This is a genomic window from Geodermatophilus sp. SYSU D00766 (assembly GCF_054049915.1).
The window spans coordinates 121,440-141,033 of sequence record NZ_JBJGYI010000008.1 but is presented as its reverse complement, the minus strand read 5'-3'; the positions used below and the strand labels follow the sequence as shown (position 1 = coordinate 141,033).

Annotated in this window: 22 protein-coding genes and 1 riboswitch; of the genes, 10 read left to right on the top strand and 12 right to left on the bottom strand. The window is 76.0% G+C overall.

Annotated features, from left to right (window positions below; genetic code table 11):
* Positions 1-111: 111 nt before the first annotated feature.
* Positions 112-211: riboswitch (cyclic di-AMP (ydaO/yuaA leader) on the top strand.
* A gap of 294 nt (positions 212-505) precedes the next feature.
* Positions 506-1,138: a hypothetical protein gene (locus tag ACI8AD_RS09450; protein WP_456870275.1), complete on the top strand. Its 633-nt coding sequence runs from the start codon at positions 506-508 to the stop codon at positions 1,136-1,138.
* Between the two features lie 76 nt (positions 1,139-1,214).
* On the opposite strand, the gene ACI8AD_RS09445 is transcribed toward ACI8AD_RS09450, so the two are convergent.
* The 3 genes from ACI8AD_RS09445 to ACI8AD_RS09435 all read right to left on the bottom strand — a co-directional run bounded on the left by ACI8AD_RS09445 (position 1,215) and on the right by ACI8AD_RS09435 (position 2,921).
* Positions 1,215-1,937 (bottom strand): PIG-L deacetylase family protein, encoded by a 723-nt coding sequence (locus ACI8AD_RS09445; protein WP_456870274.1) that lies wholly within the window; start codon positions 1,935-1,937, stop codon positions 1,215-1,217.
* 50 nt (positions 1,938-1,987) lie between these two features.
* A complete protein-coding gene (locus ACI8AD_RS09440; RefSeq protein WP_456870273.1) occupies positions 1,988-2,488 on the bottom strand; it encodes a DUF1203 domain-containing protein in 501 nt (166 codons plus the stop codon).
* Positions 2,489-2,561: 73 nt separating this feature from the next.
* Positions 2,562-2,921 carry a DoxX family protein gene (locus ACI8AD_RS09435; protein WP_456870272.1) on the bottom strand — a complete coding sequence of 120 codons (360 nt, stop codon included), beginning with the start codon at positions 2,919-2,921 and terminating at the stop codon, positions 2,562-2,564.
* A 24-nt stretch (positions 2,922-2,945) separates the two neighbouring features.
* Between ACI8AD_RS09435 and ACI8AD_RS09430 the strand changes: the two genes are divergently transcribed.
* Together ACI8AD_RS09430 and ACI8AD_RS09425 are read left to right on the top strand one after the other, a co-directional pair.
* The gene (locus tag ACI8AD_RS09430; protein ID WP_456870271.1) at positions 2,946-3,701 is read left to right on the top strand and encodes a sulfite exporter TauE/SafE family protein; all 756 of its coding nucleotides are present in this window, start codon (positions 2,946-2,948) and stop codon (positions 3,699-3,701) included.
* Between the two features lie 20 nt (positions 3,702-3,721).
* Entirely contained in the window at positions 3,722-4,012 is a 291-nt protein-coding gene (locus ACI8AD_RS09425; RefSeq protein WP_456870270.1) for an ArsB/NhaD family transporter, read from the top strand.
* Between the two features lie 68 nt (positions 4,013-4,080).
* Here the strand turns inward: ACI8AD_RS09425 and nadA are convergent, their stop codons facing one another.
* Entirely contained in the window at positions 4,081-5,112 is a 1,032-nt protein-coding gene (gene nadA, locus ACI8AD_RS09420) for a quinolinate synthase NadA (RefSeq protein ID WP_456870269.1), read from the bottom strand.
* Between the two features lie 103 nt (positions 5,113-5,215).
* Entirely contained in the window at positions 5,216-5,806 is a 591-nt protein-coding gene (locus ACI8AD_RS09415) for a dihydrofolate reductase family protein (protein WP_456870268.1), read from the bottom strand.
* Between the two features lie 145 nt (positions 5,807-5,951).
* On the opposite strand from ACI8AD_RS09415, the gene ACI8AD_RS09410 reads away from it, so the two are divergent.
* The 3 genes from ACI8AD_RS09410 to ACI8AD_RS09400 are packed head-to-tail and all read left to right on the top strand — an operon-like array spanning position 5,952 to position 8,448.
* The gene (locus ACI8AD_RS09410) at positions 5,952-6,830 is read left to right on the top strand and encodes an ABC transporter substrate-binding protein (RefSeq protein ID WP_456870267.1); all 879 of its coding nucleotides are present in this window, start codon (positions 5,952-5,954) and stop codon (positions 6,828-6,830) included.
* Between the two features lie 5 nt (positions 6,831-6,835).
* Complete coding sequence (locus tag ACI8AD_RS09405) at positions 6,836-7,708, top strand: amino acid ABC transporter permease (protein WP_456870266.1); 873 nt, start codon at positions 6,836-6,838, stop codon at positions 7,706-7,708.
* Positions 7,705-8,448 (top strand): amino acid ABC transporter ATP-binding protein, encoded by a 744-nt coding sequence (locus ACI8AD_RS09400; protein ID WP_456870265.1) that lies wholly within the window; start codon positions 7,705-7,707, stop codon positions 8,446-8,448. Before ACI8AD_RS09405 ends, ACI8AD_RS09400 begins: the two co-directional genes overlap by 4 nt.
* An 83-nt stretch (positions 8,449-8,531) precedes the next feature.
* Here ACI8AD_RS09400 and ACI8AD_RS09395 read toward each other — a convergent pair whose 3' ends face one another.
* The 7 genes from ACI8AD_RS09395 to ACI8AD_RS09365 are packed head-to-tail and all read right to left on the bottom strand — an operon-like array spanning position 8,532 to position 14,212.
* Positions 8,532-9,626 carry a bifunctional RNase H/acid phosphatase gene (locus ACI8AD_RS09395; RefSeq protein ID WP_456870264.1) on the bottom strand — a complete coding sequence of 365 codons (1,095 nt, stop codon included), beginning with the start codon at positions 9,624-9,626 and terminating at the stop codon, positions 8,532-8,534.
* Positions 9,623-10,363, bottom strand: a complete 741-nt coding sequence (locus tag ACI8AD_RS09390; protein ID WP_456870263.1) for a zinc ribbon domain-containing protein — start codon at positions 10,361-10,363, stop codon at positions 9,623-9,625. The genes ACI8AD_RS09395 and ACI8AD_RS09390 overlap by 4 nt, the downstream gene beginning before the upstream one ends.
* A gap of 9 nt (positions 10,364-10,372) precedes the next feature.
* On the bottom strand, positions 10,373-12,010 hold the full coding sequence (gene mctP, locus ACI8AD_RS09385; protein WP_456870262.1) for a monocarboxylate uptake permease MctP: 1,638 nt from the start codon (positions 12,008-12,010) through the stop codon (positions 10,373-10,375).
* A gap of 3 nt (positions 12,011-12,013) precedes the next feature.
* Positions 12,014-12,340, bottom strand: a complete 327-nt coding sequence (locus ACI8AD_RS09380) for a DUF3311 domain-containing protein (protein WP_456870261.1) — start codon at positions 12,338-12,340, stop codon at positions 12,014-12,016.
* Positions 12,341-12,355: 15 nt separating this feature from the next.
* Entirely contained in the window at positions 12,356-13,204 is an 849-nt protein-coding gene (locus ACI8AD_RS09375) for a Nif3-like dinuclear metal center hexameric protein (protein ID WP_456870260.1), read from the bottom strand.
* A 16-nt stretch (positions 13,205-13,220) separates the two neighbouring features.
* Complete coding sequence (locus tag ACI8AD_RS09370) at positions 13,221-13,706, bottom strand: GNAT family N-acetyltransferase (protein ID WP_456870259.1); 486 nt, start codon at positions 13,704-13,706, stop codon at positions 13,221-13,223.
* Positions 13,703-14,212 (bottom strand): DUF2867 domain-containing protein, encoded by a 510-nt coding sequence (locus tag ACI8AD_RS09365; RefSeq protein WP_456870258.1) that lies wholly within the window; start codon positions 14,210-14,212, stop codon positions 13,703-13,705. Before ACI8AD_RS09365 ends, ACI8AD_RS09370 begins: the two co-directional genes overlap by 4 nt.
* Positions 14,213-14,263: 51 nt before the next feature.
* Here ACI8AD_RS09365 and ACI8AD_RS09360 point away from each other — a divergent pair, with 51 nt between their 5' ends.
* The 4 genes from ACI8AD_RS09360 to ACI8AD_RS09345 all read left to right on the top strand — a co-directional run bounded on the left by ACI8AD_RS09360 (position 14,264) and on the right by ACI8AD_RS09345 (position 19,569).
* Positions 14,264-14,830, top strand: coding sequence for a TetR/AcrR family transcriptional regulator (locus ACI8AD_RS09360; protein ID WP_456870257.1), 567 nt, complete (start codon positions 14,264-14,266; stop codon positions 14,828-14,830).
* Between the two features lie 232 nt (positions 14,831-15,062).
* Positions 15,063-17,018: an FUSC family protein gene (locus tag ACI8AD_RS09355; RefSeq protein WP_456870256.1), complete on the top strand. Its 1,956-nt coding sequence runs from the start codon at positions 15,063-15,065 to the stop codon at positions 17,016-17,018.
* Between the two features lie 36 nt (positions 17,019-17,054).
* Positions 17,055-18,053 carry an alpha/beta fold hydrolase gene (locus ACI8AD_RS09350; protein ID WP_456870255.1) on the top strand — a complete coding sequence of 333 codons (999 nt, stop codon included), beginning with the start codon at positions 17,055-17,057 and terminating at the stop codon, positions 18,051-18,053.
* Positions 18,054-18,159: 106 nt separating this feature from the next.
* A complete protein-coding gene (locus tag ACI8AD_RS09345) occupies positions 18,160-19,569 on the top strand; it encodes a WS/DGAT/MGAT family O-acyltransferase (RefSeq protein ID WP_456870254.1) in 1,410 nt (469 codons plus the stop codon).
* Positions 19,570-19,594 lie beyond the last annotated feature (25 nt).

Sequence of the window (19,594 nt, the reverse complement as noted above, 5' to 3'; positions counted from 1 at the left end):
CCCACGCCCCCCCCCCCCCCCCCGCCCCCCCCCCCCCCCCCGCCCCCCCCCCCCCCCCCCCCCGCCCCCCCCCCCCCCCCCCCCCCCCCCCCCCCCCCCCCCCCCCCCCGAACCGGGGACCCACCGCACCACTGGGGTGAGTCCCGCCTCCCGAGCCCCGCTCGGGGGCGGGTAGGGCGCATCCCCGCCCGAACCCGTCAGCTGACCCGGTAGGCGGCCACGGGAGAAAGGGAGATCTGCACCGAGGTGCGCCGCAGTGGCGCCTCGCCCTCGCGCGCCTCGCCCTCCAGACACCACCGCCGCGACCCGCCCGCACGCCGGCCGGTCGCCGCGTGGACGAGCACGGACCCGACGGTTCCCGCGTCGGCCCTGCCCTCCGGGGCACGGCCTCCACGTGGGGCCCGACGGCGCCTGTCCGTCCCCCCCGGTTCCCCCTCATCCGCGACGGGGTCCCGCCGCGTCCCAGCGGCGTCCCCGCGGACCATCGTCAGGAGTTCTCTTCACCATGCCCTCGAACACCCACCGCCGCACCGGCGTCCGCCGGACCCTGACCGTCGGCGCCTTCGCCGTCGTCTTCGGCCTCGCCGGGCAGTCCGTCGCCCAGGCCCAGGACTGGGACCGGGGCCGGGACTGGGACCGCGGCTGGGACCGCTGGGACCGGACGGCGGCCACCGCCCAGGCCGAGGCCCCCGCACCCGAGGCGGCTCCCGCCCCGGCCCCCGCTCCCGCGGTCCCGGCAGGGGCGGCGGCGCCGGCGCCGGCCGTCTCGCTGCCCGTCTCGACCGACCTGAGCGGCAAGCCGACCCCGACCTCGACCGCGTACAGCGCGTGGGCCGAGCACGTCCGCCCCGTCGTCGCCGACGTCACCGCGACCCACGGGGTCTCCACGGTCCTCACCCGGCCCGGCCACTCCCCCACCCAGCAGCTCGCCGCGGACTTCATGGTCTACGCCGACTCCGCCAAGGGTGACGCCGTCGCCCAGTACGTGATCGACAACGCCGAGCAGTTCGGCGTCGAGTACGTCATCTGGAAGCAGCGGATCTTCATCATCGGCGGCTCCGGCTGGCAGGCGATGGAGGACCGCGGGTCGATCACCGCCAACCACTACGACCACGTGCACGTCAGCTTCAACCCCTGACCGGCGCAGGACGCGGCCCCGAGCCCCCCGGGGCCGCGTCCTCGTCCTCCCCGTGCGGCGAGAGCCCCGACGACGGTCAGCCGGCGTAGAGCGTGAACCCGGTCAGCCGGCGCCCGGCGTCGTCGGCCGGGGTCGCCGACTCGACCTGCCGCCGCGCCTGCTCCTCGACCGGGTCGTCCGACAGCGCCTGCAGGTAGCGGCGGTGCTCGGCGAGCGAGGCCACCGCCCGGTCGACGACGCCGGTGACGTCGACGGTGTGCGTCACCCCCACCGGCGTGGAGACGGCGGTCCACCGCACGCCCCGCCACGGCTCCGGGTCGGCGAGCTCGGGGAAGATCCACTCGTTCGCCGCGTCGCCCACGGCGTCGACGGCCGAGCGGCCCAGCGCGCGGTGGTCGGCGCTGTTCCAGTAGGCAGGGGCCACGCCCGGCGGCGTCCACGTCTCCCCGAAGTGCAGGGTGACCACCAGCTCCGGGCGGTGCCGGCGGACCGCCGCGGCCAGCGACCGCCGCAGGTCCAGCCCCTCGGTGAGCCGTCCGTCGGGGTGGCCGAGGAACTCCACCACCGACACCCCCACCGCCGCCGCGGCCGCCCGCTGCTCCCGCTCGCGCAGGGGCCCGGCGGCCTCCGGCGGCAGCCCGGCGATGCCGGCCTCCCCGCTGGTGGCCAGCACGTAGCGGACGTCGCGCCCGGCGGCGGTCCAGGCGGCGACGGCGGCCGCGCAGCCGTACTCGACGTCGTCGGGGTGGGCGACGACGACCAGCGCGCGTTCCCAGTCGTCGGGCAGCGGTTCGACCATCCCGGCAGTCTGCCCGGGTCGACCGCGGCCGGGGGCGACGCGCGCGGGGGTCAGCGGCCGGCCGCGCGCACCCGGTAGGTGAAGCACTGCTCGGCCAGGGCGCGCACGTGGACCTCGTGCACCACCGGGTCGGCGAGCAGCTCCTGGAGGGAGTCCTCGACGTCCTCGCCCTCGGGGACGACCCGGATCGCCGAGTAGTCCAGCGACCCGTCCTCCCGGTACCCGCGCAGCACGCGCGGCCCCTGCCGCAGCTCCGGGGGCAGTCCGGAGGTCTCGGCCCACCCCTCGCACGGCCGGGCGTGCACGAACACCGGACCCACCTCCCGCCACGGGGACCGCCCGCGCAGCGGGGCGTGGGCGACGAGCCAGACCTCGTCGTCCGGGCGGGCGCGGCGCAGGCAGCACCGCAGCGGGACCCCCGCCGCGTCGGGCCACGGCACCGGGACGTTGCCCTCGGTGTCCCGCCCGCTGCGCCGGATCCCGTCGAGCTCCGCGGGGTCGATGGCGTGCACGGTGAGCACGGGAGCGGGCTGCACGGGCGTCGTCGTCATGCCTCCACGGTCGTCGTCGCCGGGCCCGTGGTCCGGCGGGAATCGGACACCGCAGGGACCTCCGGCGCCGGTGTCAGCGCCCGCGGGCCACGCGCAGCGCCGCACCGACCAGTGGCACCTGCAGCGGCAGCCGCACGAGCCCGGCGGCCAGCAGGGCCGGCCGGCCGCGGGCCACCCGCAGGTGGTGCAGGTGCGCGGGCACGAAGGACGTCAGCAGCGCGGCGGCCACCCAGCCGCCGACGCGCCGGGTGGGCGGCGCGGTGAGCAGCGCCGCGGCGGCCAGCTCGGCGACGCCGCTCGCGAGCACCCAGGCACGGGCGTCCCCGAGCTCGGGCGGGACCAGCCACTCGTAGGTCCGCGGCCGCAGGAGGTGCAGCACGCCGGACCCGCCCAGGGCGGCGGCGAGCCAGGTCGCGGGGGCGGGCGGTCGCACGGGGTCACCGTAGGCTCCGGCTCCGTGTCCGCCGCCGACCTCCTCATCGCCGCGGCGGTCGCCCTGGGCGCCGGCGTGATCAACTCCATCGCCGGCGGCGGCTCCCTGGTGCTGTTCCCCACGCTGGTGGCGCTGGGGCTGCCGACGGTCGCGGCCAACGTGACCAACTCGGTGGCGCAGTGGCCGGGCTACCTCGGCGGGATGGCCGGGTTCCGCCGCGAGTACACCGGCCAGGGCCGGCGGATGGCCCGCCTCGGCGCGGTGTCGGTGCTCGGCGGGGCGGCGGGCAGCGTGCTCCTGTTGACCACGCCGAGCGAGGCCTTCGACGTCGTCGTCCCGGTGCTGGTGCTGCTGGCCAGCCTGCTGCTGGCGGTGCAGCCGCTGCTCACCCGGCGGCTGCCCGACCGCGACGACGACGCCGCCGCGCGCGACCCGTGGTGGCTGTACGTGGCGCTGTTCCTCGCCACCGTCTACGGCGGCTACTTCGGCGGGGCGCTCGGGGTGATCCTCGTCGGCGTCCTCGGGACCGCGCTGCACCGGTTGCAACTGGCCAACGCGCTCAAGTCGGCGCTGTCCGCGGTGACCGCGACGGTGACCCTCGTCGTCTTCGGGCTCTTCGGGCCGGTCGCCTGGCCCGTGGTCGCCGTCGCGGCCCCGGCCAGCCTGGTGGGCGGCTTCGCCGGCGCCCGGATCGCCGAGCGCATCCCCGCGACGCCGCTGCGCGTGCTGATCGTCGTCTTCGGCGTCGGGGTGTCGGTCTACCTGTTCACCCGGATCTGACCCCGGTCGCGCTGCTCACCGTGGCGGTGGTCACCGCGGTGCTGGCCAACCTGGTCGACAACCTGCCGGCGACCCTGGCGCTGCTGCCGGTGGCCGCCGCCGTCGGCCCGGGTGCGGTGCTGGCCGTGCTGATCGGCGTGGACGTCGGCCCGAACCTGACCTACACCGGGTCGCTGGCCGACCTGCTGTGGCGCCGGGTGCTGGGGGCCGGTGCACCGACCGCGGGCCGGTTCGCCGCGGTCGGCCTGGCGACCGTGCCGCTGACCCTGACCGCGGCCACCCTCGCCCTCTGGCTCGCCCTCCAGTGGTGAGGTGCTGTAACGGCCCCGCTGCAGGGTCCGATCGCGAGCCTGCGAGCGATGGGGGGCAGCGGGGTCCTTCACTCGCCGCCGCGGCCGGGCTCGCCGATGGCGATCATCGCCTCGACGGCGCGGCGGGCGCGGGCGGCGGTGTCGGGGTCGACGTCGATCGCGCCCTCGCCGGTGCGCAGCGTGTGCAGCAGCTTCTCCGGCGTGATCATCTTCATGTAGCGGCAGGCGGCGCGGTCGTTCATCGGGATGAACGCCGTCCCGGAGTTGAGCGAGCGCAGCTGGTGCAGGATGCCGACCTCGGTGGCCACCAGGACCTGGCCCGACGTCGTGCGCGCCGCCGCCTCGACCATCCCGCCGGTGGACAGCACGCGGGTGCGGTCGGCCGGCAGGTCACCGTGGCTGACCAGGTCGAGCACGGAGGTGGTGCAGCCGCACTCGGGGTGCACGAGGATCTCCGCGTCGGGGTGCGCGGCGACCCGGGCGCGCACGTCGGCCGGGCTGATGCCGGCGTGCACGTGGCACTCCCCCGCCCACACGTGGATGTCGTCCCGCCCGGTGACGCGCTTGACGTGCGCGCCGAGGAACTGGTCGGGGCAGAAGAGGATCTCGCGGTCCTCGGGGATCGACCGGATGACGTCGGCGGCGTTGGACGAGGTGCAGCAGATGTCGGTCTCGGCCTTCACCGCGGCGGTGGTGTTGACGTAGCTGACGACGACGGCGCCGGGGTGCTCCGCCTTCCACTCGCGCAGCTGCGCGGCGGTGATCGAGTCGGCGAGGGAGCACCCGGCGGCGTGGTCGGGTAGCAGCACCGTCTTGTCCGGCGAGAGGATCTTCGCCGTCTCGGCCATGAAGTGGACGCCGCAGAACACGATCTCGCGGGCGTCGGTCTGCGCGGCGACGCGGGACAGGTAGAGGGAGTCGCCGGTGAAGTGCGCGACGTCCTGGATCTCGGGCACCTGGTAGTTGTGCGCGAGCACGACCGCGCCGCGCTCGTCGGCCAGCCGGCGCACCTCGGCGGCCCAGGTCTCGAACTCGTCGGGCGACAGGGTGCGCTCGTCGCCGACGGCGGCGGTGGGGGCGGGCGCGGTGGTCGCGGTCACGGGGCTCCTCGCGGGGGGACGGGGCTCTCATGCTCCCTGCGACGTCGCCGGCCGCGACGGCGGGGTGCCCGGTGCAACGCCCGGCGCCCCGGCCGGCTTCCCGTCAGCGGCGGACGTCGTAGACCAGGTGGGTCACCCGTGACCCCTGGACCACCACCGGGTCCTCGAACGCGATCTCCGGCGGCCCGCCGGTGCCGAAGTACGGCCTGCCCGACCCCAGGACGACCGGGACGAGGGCGAGCACCACCCGGTCGACCAGGCCGGCCCGCAGCGCCTGCCCGCCGACGTCCCCGGCGGTCACCGTGACGTCCCGGTCGCCGGCGAACGCCCTGGCCCGCTCGACCGCCGTCGCCACGTCGGGCACGAACGTGAACGGCGCCGTGCCGGCGTGCGGCCAGTCGTCGGCCGGCCGGTGGGTGACGACGAAGACGTGCTCGCCGCCGGGCGGCACGCCCTCCCACCCGTTCGTGAGGTCGAAGAGCCGGCGGCCGCACACCATCGCGGCCGTCCTCGCCACGTGCTCCCGCAGGAACCGCGCCGTCGGCTCGGTGACCCGGAAGGGCCGGTCCGGGTCGCTGAGGGTCACCTCGACGTCGCCGTTGCCGTACCAGTCGAACAGCGGGCCGGGCATGTCGTCGTCCCTGCCGACGTACCCGTCCAGCGACACCGCCGCGAACACGACCACCCTGCCCATCGCGATCCCTCCTCCTGGTCCGTGCGTGCAGGGAGGACCGCCGGCGGCTGCTCAACTCATCGGTTGACGACCGGACCCGGCCGTCCTGCAAGGGAGGCGCCCTAGGATCTGCGCGCCGACCCCACCCCGAGTCAAGGGACCCCCGATGCGCCGTCGTCCGCTCCCCCTCGTCCTGGCCGCCGCCACCACGCTGGCGCTGGCGGCGTGCGCCCCGCAGGAGGAGTCCACCGACGCCGGGTCCACCAGCGGCGGCGGGTCGGCGGCGACAGGCGCCTGCACCCCCGACGAGCTCGACACCCTCGAGCCGGGGACGCTGACCGTGGCCACCGACCAGCCCGCCTACGAGCCCTGGGTCGTCGACGACACCCCGGAGAACGGGGAGGGCTTCGAGTCCGCCGTCGCCTACGCCGTCGCCGAGCAGCTCGGCTACGCCGAGGACGACGTCACCTGGACCCGCGTGCCGTTCACCGCCGCGATCCAGCCCGGCCCGCGGCCGTTCGACTTCGACATCAACCAGTTCTCCATCACCGAGGAGCGCCGGCAGGCCGTCGACTTCTCCTCGCCGTACTACACCGTCAGCCAGGCGGTCATCACGACGGCGGGCTCCGCGGCCGACGGCGCCACGAGCCTGGCGGACCTGCAGGACCTGCGGCTGGGCGCCCAGGTGGCGACGACGAGCCTCGACGTCCTCACCGAGGTCATCGCCCCCGAGACCGAGCCGGTCGTGTTCAACACCAACGACGACGCCAAGCTCGCGCTGCAGAACGGCCAGGTCGACGCCATCGTCGTCGACCTCCCGACCGCCTTCTACATCACCTCCGCGGAGCTGGACAACGGCGTGATCGTCGGCCAGCTCGAGGACTCGGGCGAGGGCGGCGACCAGTTCGGCCTGCTGCTGGCCAAGGACAGCCCGCTGACCGACTGCGTGTCCCAGGCGGTCGACGCGCTGCGCGAGGACGGCACGCTCGCCGACCTCGAGCAGCAGTGGCTCTCCGACGTCGCCGACGCACCCGTCCTGTCCTGAGCGCGGTGGTCACCGGCGGCGGGGTCCCGGCCCTCCCGCCGCCCAGCGAGCTCGAGCTCGGCCGCCGGGCCTGGCGACGGCGCCGGGCCCGCCGCTCGACCCTCGTGGCGCTGGCCTCCACGCTGCTGTTCGCCGCCGTCGCGTACGTGGCGGTCACCCGGTCGCCGGGCTGGCCGCGCGTGCAGGCCACCTTCTTCTCCCTGTCGGTGGCGTGGGACTCGCTCCCCGAGATCGCCCGCGGGCTGCTGGTCAACCTGCAGGTGCTCGTCGTCGGCGGGCTGCTCGTGCTGGTGGTGGGCCTGGGCATCGCGGCGCTGCGGACGCTGCGCGGCCCGGCGTGGGCGCCGCTGCGGATCCTCGCGACCGTCTACGTCGACCTGTTCCGCGGCATCCCGCTGATCATCGTGCTGTACCTGGTCGGCTTCGGGTTCCCCGCGCTGGGCCTGCAGGGCGTGCCGACGTCGCCGTTCGTCCTCGGGACGGCGGCCATCGTGATCGTCTACTCCGCGTACGTGGCCGAGGTGTTCCGGGCCGGCATCGAGTCGGTGCACCCCAGCCAGCGCGCCGCGGCCCGCTCGCTGGGGCTCACCCACCGGCAGACGATGCGGATCGTCGTCCTGCCGCAGGCGCTGCGCACGGTCACCCCGGCGCTGCTCAACGACTTCGTCGCGCTGCAGAAGGACGTCGGGCTGATCTCGGTGCTCGGCGCGGTCGACGCGGTGCGCTCGGCGCAGATCCTGGTCGGGCAGAGCTTCAACTTCACGCCGTACGTCGTCGCCGGGCTGCTGTTCGTGCTGCTCGCCATCCCCTCGGCCCGCTTCGCCGACGCCGTCACCGCCCGCGCCCGCCGCCGCCAGCAGAGCGGGTCGCTGCTGTGACCGTGCTCGAGCTGCGCGGGATCGTGAAGGCGTTCGGGGCGAACGTCGTGCTGCGCGGGGTGGACCTCGCCGTCGACGAGCACCGGGTGGTGGCGCTCATCGGCGGGTCGGGGTCGGGCAAGTCCACGCTGCTGCGCTGCGCCTCGCTGCTGGAGACCGTCGACGACGGGCAGGTGCTGCTCGACGGCGAGGACGTCACCGACCCGCGGGTCGACGCCGACCGGGTGCGCCGGCGGATGGGCGTCGTCTTCCAGGCCTACAACCTGTTCCCGCACCTGTCGGTGCTCGACAACGTGACCCTCGCGCCGACCGCCGTGCACGGGCGGCCGAGGGCCGAGGCGGTCGAGGAGGCGCGGGGGCTGCTCGGGCGCATCGGGCTGGCCGACAAGGCGCTGGAGTACCCCGACCGGCTCTCCGGCGGGCAGCAGCAGCGGGTGGCCATCGTGCGCGCGCTCGCCGTCCGCCCGCGGGTGCTGCTGCTCGACGAGGTGACCAGCGCGCTGGACCCCGAGCTGGTCGGCGAGGTGCTCGCCCTGGTGCGGGAGGTGGCCGGTCAGGGCATGACGATCGTGATGGCCACCCACGAGATGGGTTTCGCCCGGCAGGTGGCCGACACGGTGGCCTTCCTCGACGGCGGGGTGCTGCTGGAGTCCGGCCCGCCGGGGCAGGTGCTCGGCGACCCGGAGCACCCGCGGACCCGGCAGTTCCTCGCCCGGGTCATCGACGCCGGCCGGCTGTAGGCGCGTGCCTCCCCGCGCGAGATCGGCGGTCTCGTGGCCGTCAGCGCGCGATGGCCACGAGACCGCCGATCTCGACGAGCCGCTCAGCGCAGGTGGGCGGTGTCGTTCACCAGCCGCACCGACGTGCGGCCGTCGGAGCTCCACGCCACCGTCGACAGGGACGCGGCCTCCAGGAACACCCGGTGCACGACCTCGTCGCCGACGTCGAGGCCCGCGGCCAGCAGCAGCTTGATCGGGGTCACGTGGCTGACCACCAGCACCGTCCGCCCGGCGTGCCGCTCGAGCAGCCGCGTCCGCGCCCGGGCCACCCGCCGCGACACGTCGGCCACCGACTCACCGCCCGGCGCGGCCACCGTGACGTCGGCGGCGAACCGGCGGACGGCCAGCGGGTGGCGCGCCCGCGCCTCGGCGGCGCTCAGCCCCTCGAGGTCGCCGAAGTCGAGCTCGACGAGGTCGTCGTCGTACTCGACCGGCAGGCCCAGCGCCGCGGCCACGGTCTCGGCGGTCTCCCGGGTGCGGCGCAGCGGCGAGGCGACGACGACCTCGATGCCGAGCTCCTTGGCCCGGACGGCGGCCGCCTCGGCCTCCGCCCGCCCGGTGGCCGACAGCGGCAGGTCGTTGCGGCCGCTGTAGCGGCGCTCGGGCGTGTGCTCGGTCTGCCCGTGCCGCAGCAGGTGCGTGACCGTGGTGACCACGGGCGCCGGCTCGGCGGCGGGCTGCACGTCGTCGCCGGTCACGGACGGCTCGGCGGCGGCGTCGCGGTGCACCGGCCGGCCGTCCATCGCGCTGTTGGCCAGGGCGTCGGCGGCGGAGTTCTGCGCGCGCGGCACCCAGGTGTAGCAGACGCTGCCCAGCTGCCGGGCGATGGCGCGGGCCTGCACGGCCAGCTTCTGCATGTCCGGGTGCTTGATCTTCCAGCGGCCCGACATCTGCTCGACGACGAGCTTGGAGTCCATCCGCACCTCGACGTCGGCGCCCGGGTCGAGATCCAGCACGGCCTGCAGGCCGGCCACCAGGCCGCCGTACTCGGCCACGTTGTTCGTCGCCCGCCCCACGGACGCCGCCCGCTCGGCGAGCACCCGCCCGGTGCCGGCGTCGCGGACCAGCGCGCCGTAGCCCGCCGGGCCGGGGTTGCCCCGCGAGCCGCCGTCGGCCTCGACGACCAGCTTCCGGCTCACAGCCCGGACTCGGCGGTGCGCACGAGGATGCGGCCGCAGTTCTCGCAGCGGACCACCTCGTGCGGGTCGGCGTTGCGGACGGCGGCGAGTTCCTTCCCGAACAGCTCGATGCGGCAGCCCTGGCACTGGCGCGCCTTGAGCACCGCCGCGCCGGTGGTGCCGGTCTGGGCGCGGATGCGGTCGTAGAGCGCCAGCAGCTGCTCGGAGACGCCGGCGGCGACCTCGGCGCGGGCGGCCTCGTGCCGGGCGGTGGCGTCGGCGATGTCGGCGAGGGCGTCGTCGCGCAGCTGCTCGGCCCGCTCGCGGTCGGCGACGGCCGAGGCGCGGCCCTCCTGGGCGGCGACGAGCGTGGCGTCGGCGGTCTCGCGGCGCTCCATGAGCTCGAGCACCTGGTCCTCGAGGTCGGACTGCCGCCGGGACAGCGACTGCAGCTCCGACTGCAGGGAGGTGATCTCCTTCGCCGTCGCCGCGCCGGAGTCGATCCGCCCCTGGTCGCGCGCCGCCCGCTGCCGGACGGTCTCGACGTCGGCCTCCAGCCGCTTCTGCTCCCGGTCGAGGTCGCGCACCTCGGTCTCGGCGTGGACCTCGGCCTCGGCGAAGCCGCGCTCGGCCTCGGCGGCGGCCTCGACGGCGGCGACCTCCGGCAGCGTCCGCTTCCGGTGGGCGAGCTGGGTGAGCGCGACGTCCTCGCCGGCCAGCGTCAGGAGCTTCTGCTGCTCGAAGTGGTCGGCCTTCACCCGACCAACTTACCGTCGGGCCGGGCGCTCCCCTCCCGGCGGCGCGGACTCCAGCGGGTCGGGCAGCTCGCGGAAGGTGGGGTCCTCCCGCTCGGCGGTGTAGTCGGTGTCCGCCGTCCCGTCGACTCCGTCGGGCACCTTCGCCGCCCGCAGCGCCAGCGTCACCAGGACGACGACGAGCAGGTTGGCCGCCAGCGCCAGCAGGCCGGTGTAGACCGACGACGCCGCGTCCAGGCCCAGCTTCGACAGCGCGAAGGACGACCCGCCGAAGTGCTCGCGCACCACCGTCCCGTCCGGGCCCAGCCGCGGGGTGTTGTAGAGCATCAGCAGGCCCGCGGTCATGCCGGCTACCCAGCCGGCGATCAGCCCGCCGCGGTGCATCCAGCGGGTGTAGAGGCCCAGCGCCACCGACGGCAGCGTCTGCAGGATGATCACGCCGCCGATGAGCTGCAGGTCGATGGAGAACTGCGGGTCGATGAACAGGATCGCCGCGACCGCGCCGAGCTTGACCACCAGCGAGACGACCTTGGCCACCTGCGCCTCCTGCCGCGGGGTGGCGTCCCGCTTGAGGAACTCCTTGTAGATGTTGCGGGTGAACAGGTTGGCCGCGGCGATCGACATGATCGCCGCCGGCACCAGCGCGCCGATGCCGATGGCGGCGAAGGCGATGCCGGCGAACCAGCTCGGGAACATCTCCTGGAACAGCACCGGCACGACGGTGTTGCCGTCCTCGCCGATCGGCGTCACGCCGGCCGCGATCGCCATGAAGCCCAGCAGCGCGATGAACCCGAGCGCCAGGCTGTAGACGGGCAGCGCGCTCATGTTGCGCTTGAGCACGTCGCGGTTGCTGGCCGCCAGCAGCCCGGTGATCGAGTGCGGGTAGAGGAACAGGGCGAGCGCCGAACCGAGGGCCAGGGTGGCGTAGCCCAGCTGGCCGGTGGCCGGCAGCAGCACCCCCGCGCCCGTGCCGGCGGAGAACTTCTCCTCCGCGGCGCCGAAGATCGCGTCCCAGCCGCCGAGCTTCACCGGGATGACGATCACCGCGACGATGATCGTCAGGTAGATGAGCGTGTCCTTGACGAAGGCGATGAGCGCCGGCGCCCGCAGCCCCGAGTTGTAGGTGTAGAGCGCGAGGATCACGAACGCGACGATGAGCGGCAGCTCGCCCTCGACGCCCATCGCCTTGAGGATCGCCTCGATGCCGACCAGCTGGAGGGCGATGTAGGGCATCGTCGCGACGATCCCGGTCAGCGCCACCAGCAGGGCCATCGTCGGCGAGTCGAACCGCGAGCGGACGAAGTCCGCCGGGGTGACGAACCCGCGCACGTGGCTGACCGACCACAGCCGGATGACCACCAGGAACACCAGCGGGTAGATCACCACGGTGTAGGGGACGGCGAAGAACCCGGCGGCGCCCGCGCCGAACATCAGCGCCGGGACGGCGACGAAGGTGTAGGCGGTGTAGAGGTCACCGCCGAGCAGGAACCAGGTGATCCAGGTGCCGAAGTTGCGCCCGCCCAGGCCCCACTCGTCGAGGTGCATGAGGTCGTCCGCGCGCCGCCAGCGGGCGGCGACGAACCCCATGACCGTGACGACGAGGAACAGGACGATGACGATCGAGAGCTCGACGACGTTGACCCCGTCCACGGCTCAGCGCTCCCGGTCTCGGCGGGCGGCGTCGCGGGCGGCGTCGCGCGTGGCGTTGTCCCGGGCGATCGCGTCCCGGGCGGCGGCCTGCTCGGCCGGGCTGCGCCGGGTGGCCCGGTAGACCAGGACGGTGGTCAGCACACCGAGGGCGACGAAGGCCAGCTGCAGCCAGTAGAAGAGCGGCCAGCCGAACAGCGTCGGCTCGACGCGGTTGTAGAGCGGCACGATCAGCGGCACCACGATCGGCACCAGCAGCAGCCAGTTCCAGGGGCTGCGGTCGCTGCGCCGGGGGGCCGCACCCCCCGTCGTCGGTCCTTGGGCGGTGGCCACGGCGTCCTCCCCGTCTCAGCCGGCCGCGCGGGCCGGGTCCCCTCCTGCCGACCGGCCCCGGTGCACCGTCCACGGGTCGGTGCGGTGCCGGGAGGCGGCGGCCTCGACCCTGCCGGACAGGTCGGTGACCAGCACCTCGGCGGCCACGGGCACCCAGGGCCACTCGGAGGCGAAGTGTGCCACGTCACACACCGCGGGGCCGGTCGACTCCTGTGACTCCGAGACCGGGTGGTGCCGCAGGTCGCTGGTGAGGAGGACGTCGGCCCCCGCCGCCGCGGCGGCCGGCAGCAGGGAGCCGCCACTGCCCCCGCAGACGGCGACCGTGCGCACCGGCCGGCCGGGGTCGCCGGCCGCGCGGACCCCGCCCTGGGTGGCGGGCAGCACCGCGGCCGCGTGCGCGGCGAAGGCGGCCAGCGTCGTCGGCGCGGGCAGCTCGCCCACCCGGCCCAGTCCCTGCCGCGAGCCGGGCGCCACCGGCTCCAGCGGCCGGGTGCCGGTCAGCCCGAGGACGGCGGCCAGCGCGTCGTTCACCCCGACGTCGGCGGCGCGGTCGGCGTTGGTGTGCGCCACGAACAGCCCGCAGCCGGCGCGCACCAGGCGGTGCACCAGCCGTCCCTTCGGGTCGTCGGCGGGAACGCCGTGCACCGGGGTGAGGAACAGCGGGTGGTGGGTGACGAGCAGCTGCGCGCCGCGCTCGATCGCCTCGTCGACGACGGCGGCCACCGGGTCGACCGCGACGAGCACCCGCTCGACCGGCTCGGCGGGGTCGCCGCACACCAGCCCGACGGCGTCCCAGCTCTCGGCGAGTGCGGGGTCGTAGCGGGCCTCCAGCGCGGCGACGACCTCGCCCAGGGTGGCGGTCACGGGCGCCGACCCTAGGTCAGACGGGGCGGCCCATCACGACGCGGCGGCCGGGGACCCCCAGGCCCGCGGCCGCCTCCCGGTCGACGAGCGCGGCCAGCTCCGGACCGGGGTCGGCGACCTCGGTGAAGCCGCGCGCGGCGTACCAGGGCGCGTTCCACGGCACGTCGGCGTAGGTGGTCAGCGTGACCCGCGCGGCCCCGGCGTCGCGGGCGGTCCGCAGGGCGGCGTCGAGCAGCGCGGTCCCGAGGCCGCGCCGGCCCGCCGCGGGGTGCACCGACAGCTGCTCGAGGTGCACGTCGCCGTCGACCCGTTCCAGGACGGCGAAGCCGACCGCCGGCTGCCCCACGACCAGGACCCGCCAGGCCGCCGCCCGCTCCTGCGCCGTGTGCGGCGGCGGGAGGTCGGTGATGCCCGCCGTCGCGAACAGCGCGTCGGCGGCGGCCTCGATCGCCGGCAGCCGCTCCAGGTCGGCCGGCCCGGCGACGCGGACGTCGTCCCTCACCGTCGTGCCGCCGGAGGGGCCGCCCGCTGCACCACCCGGCGCAGCATGCCCGGCACCACCCGCGCGTGGAACGGCCGGACGACGCCGAAGTAGGCCCGGCCCAGGACGTTGTGCCGCCGGACGACGGTGACCGCCACCAGCTCGTGCCCCGGCGGCGCGGGACGCACGTGCAGGACCAGCCGGAAGTCCAGGTGCCGGTCGTCGACGCCGAGGACCGCGGTGTCCGCGGCCGCCGAGAGCACGGGGAACAGCCCCGTCCCGGTGCGCAGGTGGAGCGGCCGGACGAGCACGGTGCGCACGCCCATCAGCGCCCGCACCCACGGCGGGACGGCGGCCGGGCCGAACGCGGCGAGCCAGTCGCGGGCGTCGGTCGAGGCCCCGGACGGGACGGCGACCGCGAAGGCGTCGGTGAAGTCCGCGCCGTCCAGGGCGGCGGCGGTGACCAGGTCGGGCGGCACCGGCACCGCGCGGGGCCGGCCGGTCCGCAGTTCCGCGTCGAGCTCCACGGCCCACCTCCGTACGCCACCGTATGGTGACCCGTACCGTAGCGTACGGACGTGCCTGCGCGGGAGCGGTTGTCGGCCGAGGACTGGTCCCGGGCCGCGCTGGAGGCGCTGGGCCGCGGCGGGCTGGCCGCGGTCGCCGTCGAGCCGATCGCCGCCCGCCTGGGCGCCACCAAGGGCAGCTTCTACTGGCACTTCCCCGGCCGCGACGCACTCGTCGAGGCCGCCCTCGGGCTCTGGGAGCGGGCGCACACCGACGCCGTCATCGCCGACCTCGACCGGCTGGCCGACCCGCGCGAGCGGCTGCGCAGCCTCACCGAGCGCACGCTGGGCCACGCCGGCGACGGCGACCCCGTCGTCTCGCTGCTGCGCGACGTCGACGACCCGCGGGTGCGGCGGGTGCTCGCCACGGTCACCCGGCGCCGCGTGGCCTACGTGCGCGCCACGCTCGTCGAGGCCGGCGTCCCGCCCGAGGAGGCCGGCCGCCGCGCGACCCTCGCCTACGCGGCCTACGTCGGCTGGTGGCAGGTGCGCGCGGTCGCGCCGGAACTGGCCCCCGCGGGGACGCCGTCGTCGGGGCACGCGCAGGTCCTGCTCGCGATCCTGCTGCCGGACGCCTGACCCGCGTCCGGGGTCACCGCCGCGCGTCCTCCCCCACCGCCGTGCGTCCTCCCTCACCGCCGACCGTGCGGGAGGACGCCCCACGATCAGGTCACCTGATCCCGGAGCGTCGATCCGCGTCCTGGCTCACCGCCGCGCGTCCTGGCTCACCGTCGACCGTGAGCCAGGACGCGACACGACCAGGTCACCTGATCGTCCGCGCGACCCCCGCGGCGGGTGGCAGGCTCGGCCCGTGGCGGAGAGGTCGCTGCGCGCCCCGGCGTGGCTCGAGGAACTGGTCCGCACCTCGCCCCCGCCGGTGCCGTGGCGCGACGTCGCCCGCTTCGCCGTCACGCTGCCCGCGCCGCTGGCCGTCGCGCTCGCCGTCGGCGGGGAGTCCGCCCTCGGCGCCGGCGTGTTCGCCACCACCGGCGCGCTGGCCGCCACCCTCGCCCCGCAGGGCGGGCCGCTGCGCGACCGGCTGCGGCGCACCGCGGCCGCCGTGGGTCTCGGCGCGGTCGGGCTGGTCGCCGGGCAGTTCGCCGCGGGGGGCGGGGTGGTGCCGGTGGTCGTCGTCGCGGTCCTCGCGGCGGCCGCGGCGCTGATCAGCGCGATCAGCTCGGCGCTGTCGCTGGGCGCGCTGCAGCTGCTCATCTACACCGCGCTCGCCTCCGGGCTGCAGACGCCGCTGCCGGCGGTCGCGGAGCTGGCGTGGTTCGCCGCCGGCGCGGCGTGGGCGACGCTGACCGTCCTGGTGCAGGCGGCGACCGAGCCCAGCGACCCCGACCGGACCGCGGTCGCCGCCGTGTTCACCCGCATCGCCGGGCTGCTCACCGCCGTGGGCACCGACGCCACCGAGACCGCCCGCCGCGACCTGACCGCCGCGCTCAACGCCGCCTACGACCGGGTGATCCGCAGCCGCAGCATCTCGTCGGGGCGCAACCGGGAGCTCTCGGAGCTGGCGGGGGTGCTCAACGCGGCCGCGCCGCTGGTCGAGGCCGCCGTCGCCTCCGCCCGCACCGCGGTGCCCGCCGACCCGCACGACGTCACCGCAGTGCACGCCCTCGCCGCCGCGGTCACCGGCAGCCGCGAGCTGCCCGCCGAGCGGCCGGCGGCACTGGCGGACGGGCCCGCCCCGCGCCGCGCGGTCCGGCACGGGGTGCGCCTGGCGTGGGCGGTGGTCGGCGACGCGGAGGAGCGGGCCGAGGCCGCCGTCGCCCCGCCGCGGCCGTCCCCGCGGCAGCGGCTGCGCGAGCTCGCCGACCGCACCCTCGGCAGCCCCGACACCCGCGACTTCGCCGTCCGCCTGGTGCTGTGCATGACGATCGCCGAGATCGCCCGCCAGCTGCTGCCCATCGAGCGGCCCTACTGGGTGCTGCTCACCGTGGCGATCGTGCTCAAGCCCGACTTCGGCTCGGTGTTCACCCGGGCGGTGCAGCGCGGCGTCGGCACCCTGATCGGCGTCCTCATCGGCTCGCTGCTGCTGTCGTTCCTGCCGCGCAACGGCTGGGTGGTCGTGGCCATGGCTGTGGCCGCCGCTCTGCTGCCGTGGGCCCGCGGCGCGAACTTCGGCCTGTTCTCGGTCTTCCAGACGCCGGTGATCATCCTGCTGCTCGACCTCGCCGTGCCCGGCGGCCCGGACCTGGTCGCCGCCCGGCTCCTCGACACCCTCATCGGCTGCGCGATCGTCCTCGTCGCCGGCTACCTCCTCTGGCCGCAGACCTGGCGCGCCCCGCTCGACGAGGCCATGGGCGCCACCGTGGTGGCCCTCGACGGGTTCGTGGGCGCGGCCTTCGGCGGCGGCGACCCGGCGGACCGGCGGCGGGCGCGGCGGCGCACCTACCGGGCGACGACCGAGCTGACCACCCAGCTGCAGCGCCGGCTGGCCGAGCCGCCGCCGATCAGCACCCGCGCCGCGGCGTGGTGGCCGGTCATCGTGCAGTTCGAGCGCACCGCCGACGCGGTCACCGAGGCGGTCATCGCCGCCGATGCCGGCGGCCCGGCCCCCGACCCCGACCAGGTGGCGGTGCTGCGCCGCGCGCTGCGCGAGCTGGAGGACGACGTCCGCGCGCACCGGACCCCCGACGACGCCGAGATCCACGCCGAGGGCGTGCTCGCCCCGGTCGCGCGCGAGGTCGACGCCGCCCGCCGGATGGTCCGCGACGCCGCACCGGGCCGGCGCACCGAGGCGGCGGCACCGGGCACCTGAGTCGCCGCCCGGTGGCACCTGCGCTGTCATGGACGGATGCGCCGTCGCCGCCGGACCTCCCCCGCTCCCTCCCGCCTCCCGGTCGTCCCCGGCACCGACGGTCCCCCGCCGCCGGGCTCGCGCACCGTGCGCAGCGACGACGGCGTCGACCTGCACGTGGAGTTCGACGGACCCGAGGACGCCCCGCTGACCGTCGTGTTCTGCCACGGCTTCACCGCCCGCCTCGGCGAGTGGCAGCTGCAGCGCGAGGCGGTCCGCGACCGCGCGCGGCTGGTGCTGTGGGACCACCGCGGCCACGGCCGCTCGAGCTGGGCGGACCCGACGACGGCGACCATCGACCGCACCGCCCGCGACCTCGGGCTGGTCCTCGACGCCGTCGTGCCGGCCGGGCCGGTCGTGCTCGCCGGGCACTCGATGGGCGGCATGACGATCATGGCGCTGGCGCGGCGGCGGCCGGAGCTGTTCGGGCCCCGCGTCGTCGGCGCGTTCCTGCTCGCCACCTCCGCCGGCGGGCTGGTCTCCACCGGCCTGCTCGGCGCGCTGGTGAAGCTGGTGCGGGCGCTGCACCTGCTGCCGCTCTACCTGTGGTGGCTGCGGCTGCTGGCCCCGCTGCTCGAGCGGTACCGCCGCCGCGGCACCCGGATCGGCCGCCGCTACATGCGCAAGTACCTCTTCGGCCGCGACGACGCGACCCCCGAGGCCGTGCGGGCGGTGCAGGACATGCTCGAGGAGACGCCGCTGACGGTCACCATGGCCTTCTACGGGACCTTCCTCGACCACGACGAGACCGCCGCGCTGCCGGTGCTCGGCCGCGTGCCGGTCACCGTCGTCGCCGCGGAGTACGACCGGCTGACCCCCGCCGGGCACGGCCGCCGGCTGGCCGAGCTGCTGGGCGAGCGCGCCGAGCTGGTCGTCGTCCCGGGCGCCGGGCACAGCGTCAACCTCACCCGCACCGCCGTCGTCGACGCGGCGCTGGTCGCCCTGCTCGACCGGGTGGGGACGGCTGGCTCCGACGCGGCCCGGAGGGCAGGCTGACGGTCAGGGGTGCCGCGCGAGTCCGGCACCGCACGACCGTGTGTCGCGGCCCGGTCCGCTGGACAGGAACCGGACGCAACCGTCTCGTCGAGCCGAGGAGAGACCCGTGGACCGCCTGAGCGCCACCGACGCCGGCTTCTACTACGCCGAGACCGAGAACGCGCCGCTGCACGTGGGCTCGGTGTCGGTGTTCGAGGGCCCGGCGCCGTCCTACGGCGACCTGGTGCGGCTGCTGCTGAGCAAGCTGCCCCTGGTCCCGCGCTACCGGCAGCGGGTGCGCGAGGTGCCGCTCGGCCTGGGCCGGCCGCTGTGGGTCGACGACCCGCACTTCCAGATCCTCTACCACGTGCGGCACACCGCCGTGCCGAAGCCGGGCGGCCGGGAGCAGCTGCGCAACCTGGCCGGGCGGGTGCTCGGCCAGCGGCTGGACATGGCCAAGCCGCTGTGGGAGGTGTGGCTGGTCGAGGGCCTCGAGGACGACCGCTGGGCGCTGATCTCCAAGGTCCACCACTGCATGGTCGACGGCGTCGCCGGCACCGACCTGATGCAGGTGATGTTCGACCTCGACCCGGCCGCCGAGCACCCGGCGCCGGCGGACTGGACGCCGCAGCGCACCCCCTCGGGGCTGGCCATGGCCGCCGGCGCCGTGGCCGAGACGGTCACCGCGCCGCTGCGCCAGCTCACCGCGCTGCCCGGTCCCGAGGCGGTCGGCTCCGGGGCGCGGAGCCTGGTGCGGAGCACCCGCGCGGCCGCGGCCAGCCTGCCCGCGCTGGCCCGGCAGGCGCTCACCCCGCTGGCCCGCACGCTGACCGGGCCGATCGGGCCGCACCGCCGGTGGGCGTGGGCCGACGCCGAGTTCGCCGACCTCGCCGCGGCCCGCACGGCCCTGGGCGGCACGGTCAACGACGTCGTGCTGACCGCGATCACCCGGGGCTTCCGCGACCTGCTGCAGGGCCGCGGGGCGCTGGGCGCCGACACCGTCGTGCGCACGATGGTGCCGATCTCAGTGCGCAAGGAGAACGAGCGCGGCGCGCTGAACAACCAGGTGACGGCGGTCTTCGTCGACCTGCCCGTGGGCGAGCCCGACCCGGCGGAGCGGCTGGCGCTCGTCCGGCGGCAGATGGACGAGTACAAGCGGACGATGCAGGCCGTCGACGCCCGCTCGATCATCGCCATGGGCGACTACACCGCGCCCACGCTGCTCGCCCTCGGGGTGCGGGCCTCCATGCAGGCGGGGCAGTTCTGGTGCCAGGCGGTCACCACCAACGTGCCCGGCCCCCGCGTGCCGCTGTACGTGCTCGGCCGGCGGATGGTCTCGTCGCACCCGTACGTGCCGATCGCCGGCGGCACCCGCGTCTCCATCGGGATCTTCAGCTACCTCGACCGGATGACCTTCGGCATCAACGCCGACTTCGACGCCTTCCCCGACGTCGACGTGCTGTCCGAGGGCATCTGCCGGGGCATCGAGGAGCTGGTCGCCCTGGCGAAGGACCAGCCGGCCGCGGCGGCCCGGTGAGCGGGTTCGCCGCCGGAGGGGCCGG